The organism is Dactylosporangium sp. CA-139066 (assembly GCF_050936175.1).
Classification (GTDB): Bacteria; Actinomycetota; Actinomycetes; order Mycobacteriales; family Micromonosporaceae; genus Dactylosporangium.
Genome location: NZ_JBNJNH010000001.1, coordinates 5,578,320 through 5,596,400, shown reverse-complemented (window position 1 = coordinate 5,596,400; position 18,081 = coordinate 5,578,320). Strand labels below are relative to the sequence as shown.

Genomic DNA, 18,081 nt, shown 5'->3' with positions numbered 1-18,081 from the left:
CTGGAGCGGCTTGTCTTGGGCGCGTTGTGCGATCCGGACGGCGAAAAGCCCCGGCCGTGAAGGCCGGGGCTTTCGGCGACATCCGGGCTGTTACGCGGAACGACCGCGGCGCACGCGAACCTCTTCGAGGCGCTCGTTGAGAATGTCCTCGAGCTCGGCGATGGTGCGCCGCTCGAGCAGCATGTCCCAGTGGGTGCGCGGCGGCTTCGCCTTCTTCTGCTCGGGCTCGCTACCGTCGACCAGTCGCGCCACGCTGCCGTCGAACTTGCACTCCCAGGTCATCGGGACCTCGGCGTCGACAGCGAACGGAACCTCGAACTGATGCCCCTTGGCGCACAGGTATTCGCGGGTCTGACGCGGAGCCAGCTCGGTGTTGCGGTCGGACTCGTAGCTGACGGCTCCGAGACGGCTGCCGCGCAGCATGCGCTCGCCCATGGTTGGTCTTCCCCTTCGAATCGTGTTGCGCTTCGCTGTAACCAACGACGCCACGTGGTCTGACGATTCCCACCGCGGGCGGGCAGATTACACGACCTACCCGCGACGGCGGTAGGGTTGTCGCCGGGTCGGTACCCTGATTTTACGTTGGGTTTCAATGATCGACCAGTTGCATCATGGCGTGTCGCGGCTCACCCAAGGTAGTTTCGGCAGGTCACCCCGGAGGTTGACCGTTCTCACCCGCCGCCGGGTGAGCCCTACCCGCCGGCCGTCAACCGGGTGAGAGCGCCCGTGAGCTGCGTCACCTGATCGCGCAGATCGTCCGCCCAGTCGCGTGCCCGGTCCGCCTCGGCCCGCAGCCGGACCAGCTCCTCGCGTGCCGAGATCAGCGCCGCTTCCGCCGCCGCGGCGCGTGCACCCTCCGCGTCCAGCCGCCGCTGCAGCCGACTCTCCGTATCCGCTCCTTCACGCAGCGCCCGCTCGACCGCCGTGTGCGCAACGTCACGCTCCCGCAGCGCGCTGCCGGCGAGGTCGCGGGCGGCGTCGCGTTCGCGGTACGCCTCGGCCCGCAATGCCGCCTCCGTCGCCGCCTCCCGCCGGGCGGCGTCGCGCTCCGCGCCGATGGTGTCGAGCGATTCGCGGTACTGCGCTCGGGCCTCCTCCGCCGCGGCACGCACCGCGGCGACCGTCTCGTCCGCACTCGCCTGCGCCTGAGTGACCTTCCGATCACATTCAGCCCGCGTCTCCTCGACGGTCCGCTCGGCCGCCGCGCGCGCGTCGGTGAGTGCGCGTTCCATCGCGGAGCGTGTCTCTGCAACGGTCTCGGCCGCGGCGGCCTTCGCGTCCGCGATCGCCGCGTCCGCCCGCTTGTGCGCCTCGGCCACGGCCCGGTCGGCCTGTTCGCGGGCTTCGGTGACGGTCGCGGCGGCCGCCGCCTGCGCCTCGGCCACCCGCCGCTCGGCGAGCTGCTCCGCCGCGCTGATCCTGGCGGCGGCGTCCGCGGCCACCTGACGTGCATGGGCTTCGGATTCCGCAGCGGTACGCCGGGACCGCTCCTCCGCGGCATCCACCCGCTGCTGCGCCTCGGCGAGCCGGGCGATGCTCTCGCCGCGCACGTGCTCGGTCTCGTCGCGGGCCGCCTGCAGGTCCGCCTGCGCCTGGAACAAATCCCCGCGGGCCTGCATCGCCGTCGCATGCGACTCGTCCGCCTCGATGCGCTGCCGCGCCGCCTCGTGCTGCGCCAGCTGCATCGCCTCCCGCGCCTTGCGGGTCTCCTCACGGGCGTCGTCGCGTTCGGCGTGCGCGGCGACGACCGCCGCCGCAGCCTCCGCCCGCGCCTCGGCGACGCGCCGCTCGATCCCGGTCGTGGAGACCTCGGCGTGCAACGCCTCGACGAGATCGGTCAACGCCTGGTCGAGCCGCTCGGCGATCTCGAACGCCCGCGCCACCTGCCCCGGCAACCCCGGCGACGTGCGCTGCCGCATCCGCGCGTTGCGGGCGTTGCGCTGGCATTCGCCTTCGTTGTCGCGGCAGTACCGGAACGGCCGCCCGGCCGCGTTGCGCTGGGGGACGGGCCGCCCGCAGTACCCGCACGGCCGGTCGTCGCCGGCGTGGTCCTCGACGATCCACTCGCCGACCGGTGATCCATTGGCGTCGAGCCGCACGTCGATACGAGACTCAGTCACGGGGCACAGCGTAGGCGACCGCAACCTCGCCGGTCGCCACGCCGCGCCGAATTATCGAATTACTATTACCGGTAATTCGATAATTCCCGCCTCCGGCGCCCGGTTCGGCGTTCAACGGCCTTCGCGGGCGGTACACCATAATGACGGTTATGGTGTACGACGCCGCACAGCGTCGATCCCTGGCGCCGTACGGCGCCGCTCGATGGCGAGGGACGCGCCTCTCGCTCCCCGACTGAGGACCTGCTCGCTGCGGGCGCCCGGTGTCGCGCTGCGGGCCAAGGGCGAGACCGCGGACGCATCGGCGGCACCGGGTTCTGGCGCGCCACCTGTTGGCGATGATCGACCCGGTGGACGAGACGTACCGGCGTACCGTCATCCGCCAGCAGAACATCGTCGAATCCCGCCACGCCCTCGCCCGTAAGATCCTGCATGGAAACCGGGGCGAGATCTCCCAGGCGTACCGGGCCGGGCAGGAAGACGGGCTCGGCGCGCTCGGCCTGGTCCTGAACGCGATCGTGCTGTGGAACACCCGCTACATCGACCTGGCGGTCAACCTGCTCCGCGCCCAGGGCTACCCGGTACGCGACGAGGACGCCCGCCTGTCCCCGCTCGGCTATGCGCACATCAACATGCTGGGCCGCTACAGCTTCCCCAAGCCCGGCGACGGACCCCAAGTGCGCCCACCGCACGACCCCGGCAACCCGGAGACCTGATGCGCGTCGGCCCAGCCCACGTCACCCTGCGGGAATCTCGTCGATCCAGGTCGGGGTCAGTTGCCCGTCCGCGCCGGGCAGCATGAACCGGTTGCCGGTCGGGCAGGCGTCCACCTCGGCGCCGTCGATAGTGTCGATTAAAGCGTGGACACGCGGGAACGGCGCCTCACGAACCCGCGAGGCGATCTCGGACACCGCCATGATGGACAGCGCCCAGCCGGCCAGATTCGCCGCGCTCCTCGGGTTGAGCGCCGCGGCATGCGCCACCGGCTCCGACTCCATGATCAACGCTTCGTCGCCGACGACCTGGTAGACCACGTGCGCGCCGTCGCGCACGACCGGCACGCTGGTGCCCACCGACAGCTCGCCCGACATGGCTCCCCTCCGCGTTCGGGACGCAACTGAATGGACACATGAGACTCCCCCGGCCACTGACAAACCGGATATAGAAGAACAACGCCTGGGCCCTGCCGGAGTAAGTGGATCAGACTGACTGAAGTAAATACGGGTACCACGCGCTCGGCCGCCCCGTGGAACAGTGAATTGCGCGCGCAATTCGTTCACTCGCACGGGGAAGGGACTGTCTTGAACCGCAGGTCTTTGCTTTCTGCTGCAGCTCTCGGAGGTGCGACCGCCGCGCTTCCCGCGGCCGCGTTCGCCGCGCCGCCGAAGCCGGAGAACGGCGATGTCGCCACCGTCGCCGCGCTCGCCAAGGCGCACCTGGCCGACCGGGCCGGCCGCATCACTGCCGCCGGCGCCCTCGGCGGCATCCCGTCGACCACCGGGGCCGACTCCGCCCGCATGGCCGCGGCGGACCGGCTCGAGGGCGTCCGCAAGCAGCTCAACGCCCTGCACGGCGGCTACAGCCGGGCCACCACCACGGTGTCGGTCGCGGCGCTCACCCCGGCGCCAAGCCGGATCATCGCCCGGGTCGTGGAGGAGACCAGCCTGTACTACGCCCAGTACGCGACCGCCGACGCCGACCACACGACGTACTGGGCCGAGCACGAGGTCGAGCTGCAGCGCAGCGGCTCGCGGTGGGTGCTGGCAGGCGTGCGGTTCCTGCCGGTGAACGCCTTCTCCATCCCGGCCAACCAGTTCCTCGACGAGCTGCCGGACGAGCTGCGCGCGGTCGAGGGGGCGCGCGCCGCGAAGGCCGGGAAGGCCGTCCAGCCGGCCGGCAAGCCGTCCTCACCGAACACCGCCAAGCCGAGCGGCCCGGTCACGGCGAAGGGGGCCGCCACGAGCCTCGCCCTCGCCAGCTACGACTACACGGCCATGGTAAACTACGCCCGCGCCTGGGCGACCGGGCGTAACCCGGCCTACCCCAGCTACAGCGACGACTGCACCAACTTCGCCTCGCAGGTGATGCGCGCTGGCGGCTGGGCGACCGTCGGGTCCTGGCCGTTGAGCTCGCGCAGCAGCAACTCCAACTGGTGGTACGGCTCCTACGCCAGCACGTCGAGCTACACCTGGGGCGGCGCCGAGAACTGGTACTGGTTCGCAACCGGGTCCGGCCGCACGTACATCATCGACATGTGGAACATGGGCAACGGTGACGTGCTGCAGTACGACTACGACTTCGACGGCAACATCAGTCACACCCAGGTGTGCACCGGCCGCGATTCCACCGGTCCGCTCATGACCCAGCACGGGTCCGACTACCGCGACAAACGGCTCACCGAGATCATGGCGAGCTCTTCCAATTACAACGCCTGGAAGTATGCTCACCGGACATGAGGTGGAAGACGATTATCGGCTTGGCCGTAATCGGCGCACTCGCCATTGTGGGAGTGATCGTCTTCGTTCTGCAACGCGGACCTGACGGTGCCGCCAGCCCTGAGTCCGCCGTCTCCGACTACGTGGCGGCGCTCAAGGCGAATGATCGCGGACGGCTGGAGAACATCGCCGACCCCGACCACGACGCGAGCACCGAGATTCCGGCCCGGCTGCGGCAGTTGGGCGCTGGGCGTCTCGTGGTCACCGGCACGGCGATCGGGACGACCGAGTCCGACAGCCAGAGGCCGGTGGACATCACCGGCACTGTCGAGGGCTCCCCGTACAGCGACCGGCTCTGGCTCTATCGCCACGACGGCCGGTGGTTCATCGCACTGGGTCCGAACAGGAACGCCCACCCGAAGGGAACCTGACCTTGCCCAAGACCCTCCTGCGCCTCGGCCTGGCGGCCGCGGCGAGCATCATCGCTGCCGCACTCGGGCAGCCCGCCCAGGCCGCGCCCGTCACGCCGGCGAGCGACACGGCGGCGCCCGCGGCACCGGTGCTGAACGATCTCAATACCCCGGTCTCCGACCACCAGACCAGCGGCCGGGCCCTCCGGCTCTCCGCGACCCAGTACGCCGCCGACCGCCAGGCCGCCGGCAGCCCGCTCTCGGCGGCCGAGCAGGCCCGGCTGGCCGCCTCCCAGTGCTGGACCTGGACCCGCTCGCAGTGGAAGGACAACATCTACGGCGGCACCCTGTTCCGCATCAACGGCACCATCAACTGGTGCCAGGACGGGTCCTCGGTGTGGGGCGGCTCCTACAGCTGGTCGACCTACACGAACTTCGGCTGGTACTTCGACAGCTGGAGCAACTCGCCGACCGGCTACTACAACCCGGCGCACACACGGTACGACACCGTGGCCCAGGCGAAGTTCTGCATCACCTGGTGCGCGGGCTCCTCGTACCTCGGCCAGGACATGTGGGGCAACGCCAACGCGACCTACGGCTCAAGTAACCTGTAGCCCGCCTAACGTGTGCGGACCCGACCGGCCGGCCCGTCCGCGGGGCCGGTCGGCTCGGACCCGATCGCGCCGGACGCAGCTCCTCGACGGGGGAGCGGGCCGCTCACGTACCTCGACCTGCAGCCGGTCCCGCTCGCCCTCGTCGCCGCACCCACCCATCCACTCGCCGAGCGTGACCACCTCGTCACCGGCAACCTCGACGGCGAGCGGCTCCTCGTCAACGTGCCCGAATGCTCGTTCTGGCTCGCCGGCGACGGCGCCGGGCCCAAGCGCGTGCAGGCCGGCGGCGTACCGGTGATGCGGTCCTGGGCCGAACACGGCCTCGGCATCTCGCTGCTGCCCGAGTTCGCGGTCGCGGAGAGTGTCGACGCGGGCACACTGGCGCGGCTGAACCTGCCGGTGCCGGACCTGAGCCTGCGCCTCGTCTGGCGCGAGGACAACGAGGACCTCCCCGGCATGCGCGAGATCCTGTACGCCGCCGCCCGACCGTGAGCCCGGACAGACCAACGGTGACGGCGCCTCGACTGTATGGAGGCGCACCCGCGGCTGCCTGCGGGTGAGGACGTGGTCACCCACAGTTTCAGCAGGTCGTCGTGAACCCCTCGAGCAGGTTGTGGTCGTAGACGAAGATCGCGTACAGCGGGAAGTCGCGACGGGTCACCGGCGGGCCGTACTGGGCGAGGACGTCGGCCGCGGTGCCGTACATCGGGCGCTGCTTCTCCAGCAGCACGAACCGCGCATCGTGCTTGGACGCGTCGTACATGTCCTCGTGCGTCTGCCAGCACATGCCGACCAGTTTGCCGGGTCCGCTCAGCGTCGGCACGACGGTGACCTTGCGTGAGGTGCCGACGGTGATGTTGTTCGACACCCAGTACGAGCCGAGGCCGTACCGCAGGCCCTGCTGCTGCAGCCAGTCCGCCGCCTCCTGCCCCTCGACCGGCTCCGCCCGCGGCGGCGCGTACGCAACCAGGCTCACGAGCTGCACCGCGAGGACCGCGGCGAGCAGCACCTGCGCTCCCCGGACGAACCGCGGCGGGCCGCTCGGCGCCGAACGGCCGGTCCCGGATCCGGCTGGCTTCGGATCAGACTTCGGCTCAGCAGCGGAGGCCGCCGCTGATTGCGGCGCCGTCGCCGGATCCGGGACCCGGCTCGACGCCGAAGCAACGTTCTCACCGGGAGCAATCGCCGCTGGCGGGTCGGGCAGAGCACGATCCGCCCGTGCGTCGCCGGCGGACACGTCGTGGAGTTCTTGATCCGCTGCGGAGGGCGCCGAATCGGGCGGGAACAGCCAGCGCGTGGCCGTACGGCCGGCCAGGACGGCGGCCATCGGCAGCACCGGGGCGATCTCGCGCGTGGCGAGCAGGTCGATCGGCAGCGTCGAGACGATCTCCGCCGCCACGTCGCACACGACCGCGACCGCCAGGATGGCGTCGACCCGGTCAGCAGTACCGCATACGACCGCAACCGCGGTGAGTAGCAGTGCCACCGCGGCCAGGACCAGGCCCGGCGCGTGCACCACCTGCAGTGTCGCCTCCACCCAGCGTGACTGGACGGCGGGCCGGGACGTACCGAACAGGACTCCCGCCATCCGGCCCACGGTCCCGGCCCGGTCCGGCCACTGCGACACCGGCGACAACTCGATCGGCGGCCGCGGCGCGCGGAACCCGCCGAGCCCCTCAATCAGCCACAGCGTGACGTGGGACAGGACCACCGACGCCACGCCGGCGACCGCGAGCCGGGCATCGACGCCGCGGAAGTCGCGGGCGCGCAACGCCCGCCACGCCGCGACCACGATGAGCGGGACGGCACCCACGAACGTGATCATGGGGTCACCCATCGCGCCCCACGCGAGCACCGCGGCGACCACGTACGGCATCCACGCCCGGTCACCGGCCAGCGCGACGAGGAGCCAGGCGAGCAGCAGCGGTACCGCCGAACCGGTGTGGTTCGGCGAGGACAGCAGCGTCTGGTACCCCAGGCCCGGCGCCGGCACCAGCAGGATCGCCACCGCGACCGCCGCGCCGACCCAGCGGCGGCCGGGCGGGACCGAGTACGCGAGCCAGGCCGCAAGCGCGACGACCAGTAGCCACGTGAGTGCCGCGGTGACGTGGATCTGGTCAGTGGTGACGCCGATGACGAGCTGCACCAGTCCGTACTGGATCAGCTCCGTCGGGTAGAACGACACGTCCGACAGCGTCCAGCCGCGCAGCAGCGGGTTGCCGTGGAACAGGTCCCAGGCCTGCAGCGCGTTGCTGGCCCCGTCGCTGTTGACCGTCACCGCGCGGGCCATCCGCAGGTACGCCAGAAACAGACCCAGCGCGGCGAGTATGCAGGCGGACACGATGAGCAACCGTCGGCGGGGGGTCATGAAACGTCATTGTTCCGCACGCTCTGTGAGCCGCGGATCCGCCCGCCCTCGGCGACGAGCCACTCGCCGGTCTCCCCGTCGGTGCGCAGGCCGCGGCGATAGCAGAGATCAAGCCTGAGCTGCAACCGCTTCACGCGCGGCTCCGGAACAGGGCCGCCAAGTGGGCGGAGCACGCGCCGCACTCCAGGACGCGGCAGCCGAAGAACCCTGCCGGCATCAGCGTCGCGGGGCGCCGGTGGTCGGGCCGGCGCCGGGAACGCTCGGACACCGCAGCGTCATGCGGGGTGCACGACTCGTAGTAGCCGATCACGCTCGATACGGGAGTTGCCCGCCGGCAGGCGCCGAGGGTGCCTGGTGAGCCAATTTCAGCGCCGCCGGCGTCAGGCCCCGGTGCTCGAAGCGCAGGAACAGACGCCAGCACACCAGCAGTACCAATGCGAAGACCGGAAGCCAGAGCAGCCGTTCCGGCAGCCAGGACGCGTCCACCGGAGGGGTGTGCAGGCCCGGCAACGGTGCGGGCGACAGCAACGTCACGAGGATCAGGGCGGTCTGGTGCCACAGGAAGATCGTCATCGCGCTGAGGTTCACCGCGGCCACTACCAGCCACGGGCGGGGGCGTTGCATCACGCGGCGCAGCGCCGGCATCAGCAGCAACGCTGCGCCGCACTGGCCGATACCGAATGTCACGGCGGCGAGCGTCGGCGGGTTGAGGTTCGACACGCCCTCGCCGGGGACGCCGACCATCGACACCGGGTAGCCCGCGCCGAGGCAGAGGGCGGCCGTGGCGGCGAAACCGAGGGTGAACATGAGCCACGCCGTGGTCCGGGAGCGGAACGCGCCGCGGGTCCAGGACATGCCGAGGGAGAACGGGACCAGCCAGCCGGCGGCCAGGTTGACCCAGCCCAGCCAGGCGGGAGCGCCGAGCGCGAAGCGGGCCAGGTCGACGGCGGCGACCACCGCCAGCGGCCACACGGGATGCAGGCGACGCAGCAGCGGCGTCGCGGCGGTCAGGGCGGCGAACACCAGCAGGAACCACAGCGGGGACGCGACCAGCTTCAGCACCGTACGCGAGGCGAACGACGTGCCGGGCACGGCGAGTAGCAGCACGGTCCACACCGCCAGCAGCGCCGCGACCGGCCGGAACAGGCGCACCAGGCGAGCGCGCAGCCACGCACCGTAGCGGTCGATCGTCGAGCGGGCCGCGACCATGCCGCCGACGAAGAAGAACAGGGCCAGGGTCTGGAACAGCCACGACGCGGGCGCGAGCCACGGCACCGCCCGCAGCGGGCTGGCCACGCGGACCGTGCCGTCGCCCGGTACGACCACGGCCGTGACCAGCCAGTGGCCGAGGACCACGCCGAGGATCGCGATGGCGCGCAGGGCGTCGATGGCTCGATCACGTTCGGTCGTCATGGCGCGGACCGTACGGGCGCGGCCGGTGGTGTCACGTCACGCCACGGAGTGATCCACGCATAGCTCTCCGGTATTACTGAGGACCATGACGCGAATCCTGATTACCGGCGCGACCGGGTCCCTCGGCCGGCGGATCGTGGCGCGGGCGGTCGCGGACGGGCACACCGTGCTGGGAACCCACGTCAGGGCACTCGACGAAACGGCGGCGCCACTCGGCAATGCGCCGGTGCCGCCCGACGACGGCCACCCGGTGAATGCGGCGTCACCCGATGTGACGACGCTGCCCGGGGCGACAGCAGCATCGTCGCGCGACGAACCCTCGACCGCTCAGGACGCGCAGCGGCGCAGGCCGGACGAGCCGGCGACGACGGCGGGTGCGGCCTCGATGACCCAAGGTGGCGTCTCGATGGTGCGCATGGACATCCGTGATGTGGATGCGGTGCGTGCGGTGATCGGCACGTTCCGGCCCGAGATCGTCATCCACGCGGCCGCCGGGCGCGACCGCAACGACTGGCCGGCCACCGCCGACGGTGCCGCGAACGTCGCCGCAGCCAGCGCCGGCCGGGCGCGGCTCGTGCACGTGTCCAGCGACGCGATCTTCTCCGGCCGGGCCGGGCGCGAGTACACCGAGGACGACGACCCGGACCCGATCTACCCGTACGGCGCGGCGAAGGCGGCGGCCGAGACCGCCGTGCGCGCCATCGACCCCGGCGCGGCCGTCGTGCGGACGTCGCTCATCCTCGGCGACGGCAACGGCGCGCACGAGCGGCTCACCCACGACCTGGCCGCGGGGCGGGTCGACGGAGCGCTGTACACCGACGAGATCCGCAAGCCGATCCACGTCGACGACCTCGCGGCGGCGCTGCTCGAGCTCGGACTGGGGGAGTACCGCGGCGTGCTCAACGTCGCCGGCGCGGACGCCGTCAGCCGGTACGAGCTGGGCGTCCTCGTCGCGCGGCGCGACGGGCTCGACGTCGGCCGGTTACGCAGCGCGACCAGCGCGGGACGGCCCGGTGACCTCCGGCTCGACATCGGGCGGGCGGAGAAGATCCTGCACACGCGGTTGCGGGGCGCGCACGAATTCATGGCGGCGCCGTTAGGGTGATCACTCGTGAACGGTGTCCAGCTGCTGCTCATCATTGTCGGCGGCATCGCCGTCTCGGCGTTTGCGCACCGCAAGGGGATGCAGCCGGGGCTCGTGGTCGTCGTGCTCGCGGCGGGGGCGTCGTTCATTCCCGGGGTACCGCGGCTGGAACTGGACAGCGAGCTCATCCTCACCATCGTGGTGCCGCCGCTGCTGTACTCCGCGGCCCGCGCCGCGTCCGCGTCCGGGTTCTCGCAGAACCTCCGGCCGATCCTCACGCTCGGCGTGACGCTGGTCGTGCTCACCACCGGCGTGGCCGGGATCGTCGGCAGCTGGCTGATGCCGAGCATCGGCCTGCCGGCGGCGCTGCTGCTCGGCGCCGTCCTCGCGCCACCCGACACGACGACGACCGTTTCGCACGGTGACGAGATCGGGCTGACCCGGCGGGTCCAGGCGATCCTCACCGGAGAGAGTCTGGTCAATGACGCTACGGCGTTGACGCTGTTCGGGCTCGCGGCCGCGGCCGCCGGCGGCGAGGAGACGTTCCTCGACAACGCGTTCGCGCTGTTCGGGTACACCGTGGTCAGCGGGCTGGCGGTCGGCGGCGTGCTCTGCGCGATCGCCCTGTGGCTGCGGCCCCGGCTGCACAGCCCGGTGCTGGAGACGTCGCTGGCGCTGCTGCTGCCGTTCACCGCCTTCCTGCTGGCCGAGCAGATCCACGCCTCCGGCATCCTCGCCGTCGTCGTCGCCGCGATCACGTTCAGCGTCAACACCACCCTCGACCCGCAACACCAGTATCCGGGCGCCTACCGAACGCGACTGCAGGAGGACGCGATCTGGCCGGTCCTCGACTTCCTGCTCGAAACGTTCGTCTTCGCCTACATCGGGCTACAGCTGAAGTTCGTGATCGTGGACCTCAGCCACGCGGCGGCGAAGCCGGGGCTGGCGACAACCCTGATTGCCGCAGCGGTACTGCTGGTCACGGTCATCGCCTTCCGCCTCGGCGCCGTCTGGGCGCTCTTCGCCTGGTGGGGCCTGCGCCGCCGCGGAATCCAACGGCGCGTCGCCAACGACCCGCGCTTCCGCGCCCGCTACGAGCGGCGGATCGCCGCCCGGCTCAAGCGGCGCCGCCTCAACCAGGGCGCCGGCGAATGGCGCGGCCCCCTCGGCGAGCCCACGCAACGCGAGTCGCTGATCGTCGGCTGGACCGGCATGCGCGGCATCCTCACCCTGGCCGCCGCCGCGGCGATCCCGCACACCCTGCACAACGGCGAGGAGTTCCCCGGCCGGGACGCGATCCAGGCGATCGCCCTGTTCGTCACCCTCGGCACCCTGCTCATCCAGGGCACCACGATCCCCGCCCTGGTACGCCGGCTCAACATCGACACCGCCGCCGACCGGCGACGCGCCGACGCCCTGCTCGAGCGTGGCCGCGCGATCGCGGAGAGTGCGGTGACGCGCGACGGCCCGCCCACTCGGGCCGACTTCGACGCCATGCGTAACGCGGTCGTACACGGCGTGTTCAACGGCCAGCTCGACGACGACACCGCCCGCATCCTCGTCCACGACGTCGACCTCCGCGAGGCCGCCGAGACGCACCTGGAACGAAAAGAACACCAGACGTCGTGAAATGCCCGACAACGCTTGCGGCCCTGGATTGCCAGGACGCGGCACGGTCGCAGTCAGTGGGGCCGGAATAACCCAGAGGCATAAAGGTGGCGCCCGAAAGCGCCGGGCGTACTACGGTCCCGGGGCATGGACGTCCTGAGCATGCACGAAATCGCCGAGGCCGGGCACCGGATCCTCAATCCGTACACCGAGGAGAAGCTCATGCTCCTCGGTGAGCTCTGCCGCCTGCGGCCCGGACAGCGGATGCTCGACCTGGCCAGCGGCAAGGGGGAGATGCTCTGCCGCTGGGCCGACGCATTCGGCATCGAGGGCCACGGCGTCGACATCAGTACCGTGTTCGTGCCGCTCGCCGAGGCCCGCGCCGCGGAGCTCGGCGTCGCCGACCGTGTCACGTTCACGCTCGGTGAGGCCGCCGCTGCGGCGCCGAAGACGGGGGAGTACGACATCGTGTCGTGCATCGGCGCGACCTGGATCGGCGGCGGCCTCGCCGGCACCGCCGCACTCATGATCCCGGCGCTGCGCGGCAACGGCCTGATCCTCATCGGCGAGCCGTACTGGGCCGAGGACACGCCCGAGGAGGCGTACGCCGCGCTCGGCCTTCCGCGCGACGAGTTCACCACGCTCGACGGCACCCGGGAACGCCTCGAACAGGCGGGACTCCAGCTCGTCGAGATGGTGCTCGCCGACCGTGACGGCTGGGACCGCTACGTCGCCAGCCAATGGTGGACCGTCACGGAGTGGCTGCGCGACAACGCGGAGTCACCGGACGCGCCGGCGATGCGCGAGTACCTCGAAACGTGCCGGCGCACGCACCTGCAGTACCAGCGGAGGTATCTGGGTTGGGGGATCTTCGTGTGCCGGGTCGCTGGACGTTGACAAGAGCAGGCTAGGGGCGCGCCGCGGTCGCGTAGGACGCCAGGGCGAACCAGCCCGGCAGCGCCCGCCGCAGCGACTCCGGCCCGACGATCCGCAGCGCGCCGTCGCGCAGCCCCCGCTGCCACGACACGTCACCCCGCCAGATCTCCACCATCCGCCGCAACGTCCCCTGCACCGCCACCGTCACCGGGAACCCCGGATCGTCGTCGCACACGTCGGCCTGGCGCCCGGCGATCACCAGCCACCAGTACCGCGTCGCGGCACCGACGTCGGTGAACTCGAAGTGCACGACCGAGCGCCCGTCCGGCACGGCGTCGTGGTCGACGCGGCGGTGCATGTCCCACAGCAGCAGCTTGGGGTCGAGATCCGGATCGCCGAGCTCGCCGATCCAGCGGGCGCCCCACACCCCGATCGCCTCCAGGATCGGCCCGAGCTCGCGGCCCGCATCCGTCAGGACGTACAGGCCGCCGTCGACCCGCACCAGGCCCGCGACCGTGAGCTGATGCAGCCGCTTCGACAGCAACGCCGGCGACATCCGGGGCAGGCCCCGGCGCAGGTCGTTGAACCGCCGGCTGCCCATCAGCAGCTCGCGCAGCACCAGCATCGTCCAGCGCTCGTCGAGCAGCTCCATCGCCTTGGCGACGGGGCAGAACTGGTAATACGCTCCCATGCGACGCAGCGTAGGCCCGCGGGCACGCGCCGCCCTAGTACAGATCGTGTACTGGATAGCTCTCTTGCGCGCTACTTAGCGTCGAACGCATGACGACACCACTCAAGGACAAGCACCGCGCCGTCTGGGCGTCCGGTGACTACGCCGCCGTCGCGGCCGACATCATTCCCGAGCTCGGGGCGTTACTCGTCGAGGCCTGCGGGGTCACCGCCGGGCAGCGGGTCCTCGACGTCGCGGCCGGCACCGGCAACGCCGCCATCCCGGCCGCGCTCGCCGGCGCGCGGGTCACCGCCAGCGACCTCACGCCCCAGCTGCTGGAGACCGGGCAGAAGCTCGCCGAGGTGCGCGGCGCCGCGCTCGACTGGGTCGAGGCCGACGCCGAGAACCTGCCGTTCGACACCGGGCAGTACGACACCGTGCTCTCGTGCGTCGGCGTGATGTTCGCGCCGTTCCACCAGGCCGCCGCCGACGAGCTCGTCCGGGTCTGCCGGCCCGGCGGCACGATCGGCCTGCTGAGCTGGACGCCCGCCGGATTCGTCGGGCAGCTGTTCCAGACCATGAAGCCGTACAGCGCCCCGCCCCCGCCCGGCGCCCAGCCCCCGCCGCTGTGGGGCGACGAGGCACACGTCCGCTCCCTGCTCGGCGACCGCGTCACCAACGTGTCGGCGCGGACACAGACGGTAATGATCGACGCGTTCGCCGCGCCGTCGGCGTTCCGGGAGTACTTCAAGCACAACTACGGCCCCACCCTCGCCGTCTACCGTTCGCTGGCGAACGACCCCGACCGCACCGCCGCGCTCGACAGCGCCCTCGACGAGCTCGCGGCCCGATTCCGCGCCCCGGACGGCTCCATGGAATGGGAGTATCTGCTGCTGACCGCCACGCGCTCTGGTGTGTCGACCGGAGCCTAGTTACTCTTCAGTAGGTGAGCACTGAGGCTTTCGTTTTCGACGCCATCCGCACACCGCGCGGCCGGGGCAAGAGGAACGGTTCGCTGCATGGCGTAAAACCCATTTCGCTGGTCGTCGCGCTGATCGACGAGCTGCGCCGGCGCAACCCCGGACTCGATCCCGCGCGGATCGACGACGTGGTGCTCGGCGTCGTCTCGCCGATCGGCGACCAGGGTTCCGACATCGCGCGCATCGCCGCCATTGCCGCCGGGCTGGGGGAGACCGCCGCCGGGGTACAGCTGAATCGCTTCTGTGCATCCGGCCTGGAGGCGGTGAACATCGCCGCGCAGAAAGTCCGGGCCGGATGGGAAGATGTCATTCTGGCCGGCGGCGTCGAGTCCATGTCCCGGGTCGCCATGGGATCCGACGGCGGCGCATGGGCCATGGACCCGGAAACAAACCTCGCGACAAGTTTCGTGCCGCAGGGCGTGGGCGCCGACCTGATTGCGACGATGGACGGGTACACCCGCGAGGACGTCGACGCCTACGCCCTGGAATCGCAGACCCGCGCGGCGAAGGCGTGGGCCGGCGGCTACTTCTCCCGTTCGGTGGTGCCGGTTCGCGACCGCAACGGGCTCGTCGTGCTCGACCGCGACGAGCACATCCGGGCCTCGACGATGGAGGGCCTCGGCGCATTGCCCGCGTCGTTCGCCACGATCGGGGAATTGGCCGGCTTCGATGCGGTGGCGTTGCAGCGGTACCACTGGATCGAACGCATCGATCACGTGCACACGGCCGGCAACTCCTCCGGGATTGTCGACGGGGCGTCGCTGGTGCTCGTGGGCAGCGAGGCCGCCGGTGCGGAGTTCGGTTTGACGCCGCGGGCGCGGATCGTCTCGGCGGCCGTGAGCGGCGCCGACCCGCTCATCATGTTGACCGGTCCGGCGCCGGCCAGCCGCAAAGCCCTGGCCAAGGCGGGGCTGAGCGTGGATGACATTGCGCTGGTCGAGATGAATGAGGCGTTCGCGGCGGTGGTGCTGCATTTCGCCACAGACATGGGGTTCGACCTGGAGCAGGTCAACGTCAACGGCGGCGCGATCGCGATGGGACATCCGCTCGGCGCGACCGGCGGCATGCTGCTCGGCACGCTGGTCGACGAGCTGGAACGGCGCGGCGAACGGTACGGACTGGCCACCATGTGCGTCGGCGGCGGCATGGGCATCGCGACCATTGTGGAGCGGCTGTGAACATTATCCGGTATGAGCGCGGCGAGGACGGCGTCGTGCTGCTCACCATGGACGATCCGGCCCGTTCCGCCAACACCATGAATGCCGCGTTCACCGAGGCTTTCGAGGCCACGATCGAGCGGCTGTACGCCGAAAAGAACGACATCACCGGCGTCGTGCTTACCTCCGCGAAGAAGACATTCTTCGCCGGCGGCGACCTGGACCTGCTCGGCAGCATCGGCCCCGACCAGGCCGCCCAGGTCACGGCGTCCACCACCCACATCAAGGGCCTCCTGCGCCGCCTCGAAACCCTCGGCCGCCCGGTCGTCGCCGCCATCAACGGCTCCGCGCTCGGCGGCGGTCTCGAACTCGCCCTGGCCTGCCACCACCGCATCGTCGCCGACAACGCCCGCATCGAGATCGGCTTCCCCGAGGTCACGCTCGGCCTCCTGCCCGGCGCCGGCGGCGTCGTGCGCACCGTGCGCCTGCTCGGCATCACCGAGGCGCTCATGCAGGTCCTGCTGCGCGGCCAGCGCCACCGCCCGGCGAAGGCCCTCGAGGTCGGCCTGGTCCACGCCGTCGTCCCGGCCGGCGAGCTGCTGTCACGCGCCCGCGAGTGGATTGCCGGCAATGCCAATGCGGTCCAGCCGTGGGACGTCGCGGGATACAAAATCCCCGGTGGTACTCCGAGCAGCCCCGCCCTCGCCGCCAACCTGCCCGCATTCCCGGCGACCCTGCGCAAGGAGCTCAAGGGCGCACCGTACCCGGCCCCGCGCAACATCCTGTGCGCCGCCGTCGAGGGCGCCCAGGTCGACTTCGACACCGCGCTCGTCATCGAGGGCCGGTACTTCGTCGAGCTCGCCACCGGCCAGATCGCCAAGAACATGATCAAGGCGTTCTTCTTCGACCTGCAGGCCGCGAACTCCCGCGGCGCCGCGGACGCCACATTCACGAAGGTCGCCGTCCTCGGCGCCGGCATGATGGGCGCGGCGATCGCGTACGTGTGCGCGAAGGCCGGCCTCCAGGTCGTGCTCAAGGACGTCACGCTCGAGGCCGCGCAGCGCGGCAAGTCGTACGCCGAGACCCGCAAACGCGTCGACCAGGCCCTGCTCGACCGGATCACCCCGACCGCCGAGGTGTCCGACCTCGCCGGCGCCGACCTGGTCATCGAGGCCGTGTTCGAGGACCCGGGCCTGAAGCACAAGGTGTTCGCCGAGATCGAGGGCGTCGTCGCGCCGGACGCGCTGCTGTGCTCCAACACCTCGACGCTGCCGATCTCGCTGCTCGCCGAGGGCGTGCAACGCCGCGCCGACTTCGTCGGCCTGCACTTCTTCTCCCCGGTGGACAAGATGCCACTGGTCGAGGTGATCCGCGGCGCCGAAACGTCGGACACCACCCTGGACCGGGCATTGGCCGTGGTACGCCTACTGCGCAAAACCCCCATCGTGGTCAACGACAGCCGCGGCTTCTTCACCAGCCGCGTCATCGGCACGTTCACGTTGGAGGGCCTGCGCATGCTCGCCGAGGGCGTGCCCGCCCCGTCGATCGAGCAGGCCAGCCTTCAGGCCGGCTACCCCGCCCCGGTCCTGCAGCTCATGGACGAGCTCACGCTCACGCTGCCGCAGAAGATCCGCAACGCCACCGCGGCCGCGATCCGCGCCGCCGGCGGCACCTGGACGCCGAGCCCCGCCGACGAGCTCATCGACCGCATGGTCGACGAGTTCGGCCGCCCCGGCCGCTCGGGCGGCGCCGGCTTCTACAACTACGCCGACGGCAAACGCACCACGCTGTGGCCCGGCCTGCGCGAACACTTCCAGCGCGACACGGCCGGCGTCCCGTTCGCCGACATGCAGGAGCGGATGCTCTTCGCCGAGGCCCTGGAGTCGGTCAAGTGCCTGGACGAGGGCGTGCTGACCTCGGTCGCCGACGCGAACATCGGCTCCATCCTCGGCATCGGCTTCCCCGGCTGGACCGGGGGTGTCCTGCAGTACATCAACCAGTACGACGGAGGCCTGCCCGGCTTCATCGCCCGCGCCGAGGAGCTGGCCGAGCGCTACGGGGAGCGCTTCACGCCTCCTGAGCTGCTCCGTACGAAGGCGGCCAACGGCGAGACCTTCGTGTAACGCCGCGGTGCTTGCCGGCCTTGCGCCGGTTGCAGCGGCCCGTCCCCGGATTCGTGAGGTCCCGGGGCCGGGCCGCCGTGTAACGCCGCAGTGCTTGCCGGCCTTGCGCCGGTTGCAGCGGCCCGTCCCCGGATTCGTGAGGTCCCGGGGCCGGGCCGCCGTGTAACGCCGCAGTGCTTGCCGGCCTTGCGCCGGTTGCAGCGGCCCGTCCCCGGATTCGTGAGGT

17 protein-coding genes and 1 pseudogene are annotated in these 18,081 nt (G+C 71.0%); 11 read left to right on the top strand and 7 right to left on the bottom strand.

Translation table 11 applies throughout. The annotated features are described in order from the left end of the window. Positions 1-90 precede the first annotated feature (90 nt). The gene (locus ACQEVU_RS25605; protein WP_433327708.1) at positions 91-435 is read right to left on the bottom strand and encodes an RNA polymerase-binding protein RbpA; all 345 of its coding nucleotides are present in this window, start codon (positions 433-435) and stop codon (positions 91-93) included. Positions 436-692: 257 nt separating this feature from the next. Next, the gene (locus ACQEVU_RS25600) at positions 693-2,120 is read right to left on the bottom strand and encodes a hypothetical protein (protein ID WP_433327706.1); all 1,428 of its coding nucleotides are present in this window, start codon (positions 2,118-2,120) and stop codon (positions 693-695) included. Positions 2,121-2,443: 323 nt separating this feature from the next. Between ACQEVU_RS25600 and ACQEVU_RS25595 the strand changes: the two are divergent. After that, a pseudogene (locus tag ACQEVU_RS25595) lies at positions 2,444-2,833 on the top strand (Tn3 family transposase); the annotation flags it as partial. A 21-nt stretch (positions 2,834-2,854) separates the two neighbouring features. Here the strand turns inward: ACQEVU_RS25595 and ACQEVU_RS25590 are convergent. Continuing rightward, the gene (locus ACQEVU_RS25590) at positions 2,855-3,208 is read right to left on the bottom strand and encodes a hypothetical protein (RefSeq protein WP_433327704.1); all 354 of its coding nucleotides are present in this window, start codon (positions 3,206-3,208) and stop codon (positions 2,855-2,857) included. A 225-nt stretch (positions 3,209-3,433) separates the two neighbouring features. Between ACQEVU_RS25590 and ACQEVU_RS25585 the strand changes: the two genes are divergently transcribed. The 4 genes from ACQEVU_RS25585 to ACQEVU_RS25570 are packed head-to-tail and all read left to right on the top strand — an operon-like array spanning position 3,434 to position 6,068. Next, positions 3,434-4,573: an amidase domain-containing protein gene (locus ACQEVU_RS25585; RefSeq protein ID WP_433327702.1), complete on the top strand. Its 1,140-nt coding sequence runs from the start codon at positions 3,434-3,436 to the stop codon at positions 4,571-4,573. Beyond that, entirely contained in the window at positions 4,570-4,983 is a 414-nt protein-coding gene (locus tag ACQEVU_RS25580; protein WP_433327700.1) for a hypothetical protein, read from the top strand. Before ACQEVU_RS25585 ends, ACQEVU_RS25580 begins: the two co-directional genes overlap by 4 nt. Before the next feature lie 2 nt (positions 4,984-4,985). Then, positions 4,986-5,576: a hypothetical protein gene (locus tag ACQEVU_RS25575; RefSeq protein ID WP_433327698.1), complete on the top strand. Its 591-nt coding sequence runs from the start codon at positions 4,986-4,988 to the stop codon at positions 5,574-5,576. 12 nt (positions 5,577-5,588) lie between these two features. Beyond that, entirely contained in the window at positions 5,589-6,068 is a 480-nt protein-coding gene (locus ACQEVU_RS25570) for a substrate-binding domain-containing protein (RefSeq protein ID WP_433327696.1), read from the top strand. An 88-nt stretch (positions 6,069-6,156) separates the two neighbouring features. Here ACQEVU_RS25570 and ACQEVU_RS25565 read toward each other — a convergent pair whose 3' ends face one another. The 3 genes from ACQEVU_RS25565 to ACQEVU_RS25555 all read right to left on the bottom strand — a co-directional run bounded on the left by ACQEVU_RS25565 (position 6,157) and on the right by ACQEVU_RS25555 (position 9,357). Further along, a complete protein-coding gene (locus ACQEVU_RS25565) occupies positions 6,157-7,944 on the bottom strand; it encodes a hypothetical protein (protein ID WP_433327694.1) in 1,788 nt (595 codons plus the stop codon). After that, on the bottom strand, positions 7,941-8,078 hold the full coding sequence (locus tag ACQEVU_RS25560; RefSeq protein WP_433327692.1) for a hypothetical protein: 138 nt from the start codon (positions 8,076-8,078) through the stop codon (positions 7,941-7,943). Before ACQEVU_RS25560 ends, ACQEVU_RS25565 begins: the two co-directional genes overlap by 4 nt. A 172-nt stretch (positions 8,079-8,250) precedes the next feature. Beyond that, positions 8,251-9,357 carry an acyltransferase family protein gene (locus tag ACQEVU_RS25555; RefSeq protein WP_433327690.1) on the bottom strand — a complete coding sequence of 369 codons (1,107 nt, stop codon included), beginning with the start codon at positions 9,355-9,357 and terminating at the stop codon, positions 8,251-8,253. An 85-nt stretch (positions 9,358-9,442) separates the two neighbouring features. Here ACQEVU_RS25555 and ACQEVU_RS25550 point away from each other — a divergent pair, with 85 nt between their 5' ends. The 3 genes from ACQEVU_RS25550 (at position 9,443) to ACQEVU_RS25540 (ending at position 12,946) form a co-directional block, all read left to right on the top strand. Further along, positions 9,443-10,462: a sugar nucleotide-binding protein gene (locus tag ACQEVU_RS25550; protein ID WP_433327688.1), complete on the top strand. Its 1,020-nt coding sequence runs from the start codon at positions 9,443-9,445 to the stop codon at positions 10,460-10,462. A 6-nt stretch (positions 10,463-10,468) separates the two neighbouring features. Continuing rightward, positions 10,469-12,070, top strand: a complete 1,602-nt coding sequence (locus ACQEVU_RS25545) for a cation:proton antiporter (protein ID WP_433327686.1) — start codon at positions 10,469-10,471, stop codon at positions 12,068-12,070. Positions 12,071-12,196: 126 nt separating this feature from the next. After that, a complete protein-coding gene (locus ACQEVU_RS25540; protein ID WP_433327684.1) occupies positions 12,197-12,946 on the top strand; it encodes an SAM-dependent methyltransferase in 750 nt (249 codons plus the stop codon). A gap of 10 nt (positions 12,947-12,956) precedes the next feature. Here the strand turns inward: ACQEVU_RS25540 and ACQEVU_RS25535 are convergent, their stop codons facing one another. After that, complete coding sequence (locus tag ACQEVU_RS25535; RefSeq protein ID WP_433327682.1) at positions 12,957-13,616, bottom strand: winged helix-turn-helix transcriptional regulator; 660 nt, start codon at positions 13,614-13,616, stop codon at positions 12,957-12,959. 89 nt (positions 13,617-13,705) lie between these two features. On the opposite strand from ACQEVU_RS25535, the gene ACQEVU_RS25530 reads away from it, so the two are divergent. Genes ACQEVU_RS25530 through ACQEVU_RS25520 form a run of 3 tightly spaced genes read left to right on the top strand, consistent with a single transcriptional unit; the run spans position 13,706 to position 17,855 of the window. Further along, a complete protein-coding gene (locus ACQEVU_RS25530) occupies positions 13,706-14,527 on the top strand; it encodes a class I SAM-dependent methyltransferase (RefSeq protein WP_433327680.1) in 822 nt (273 codons plus the stop codon). Between the two features lie 14 nt (positions 14,528-14,541). Continuing rightward, on the top strand, positions 14,542-15,753 hold the full coding sequence (locus tag ACQEVU_RS25525) for an acetyl-CoA C-acetyltransferase (protein ID WP_433327678.1): 1,212 nt from the start codon (positions 14,542-14,544) through the stop codon (positions 15,751-15,753). After that, complete coding sequence (locus ACQEVU_RS25520; RefSeq protein WP_433327677.1) at positions 15,750-17,855, top strand: 3-hydroxyacyl-CoA dehydrogenase NAD-binding domain-containing protein; 2,106 nt, start codon at positions 15,750-15,752, stop codon at positions 17,853-17,855. Before ACQEVU_RS25525 ends, ACQEVU_RS25520 begins: the two co-directional genes overlap by 4 nt. The last annotated feature ends 226 nt before the right edge of the window (positions 17,856-18,081 follow it).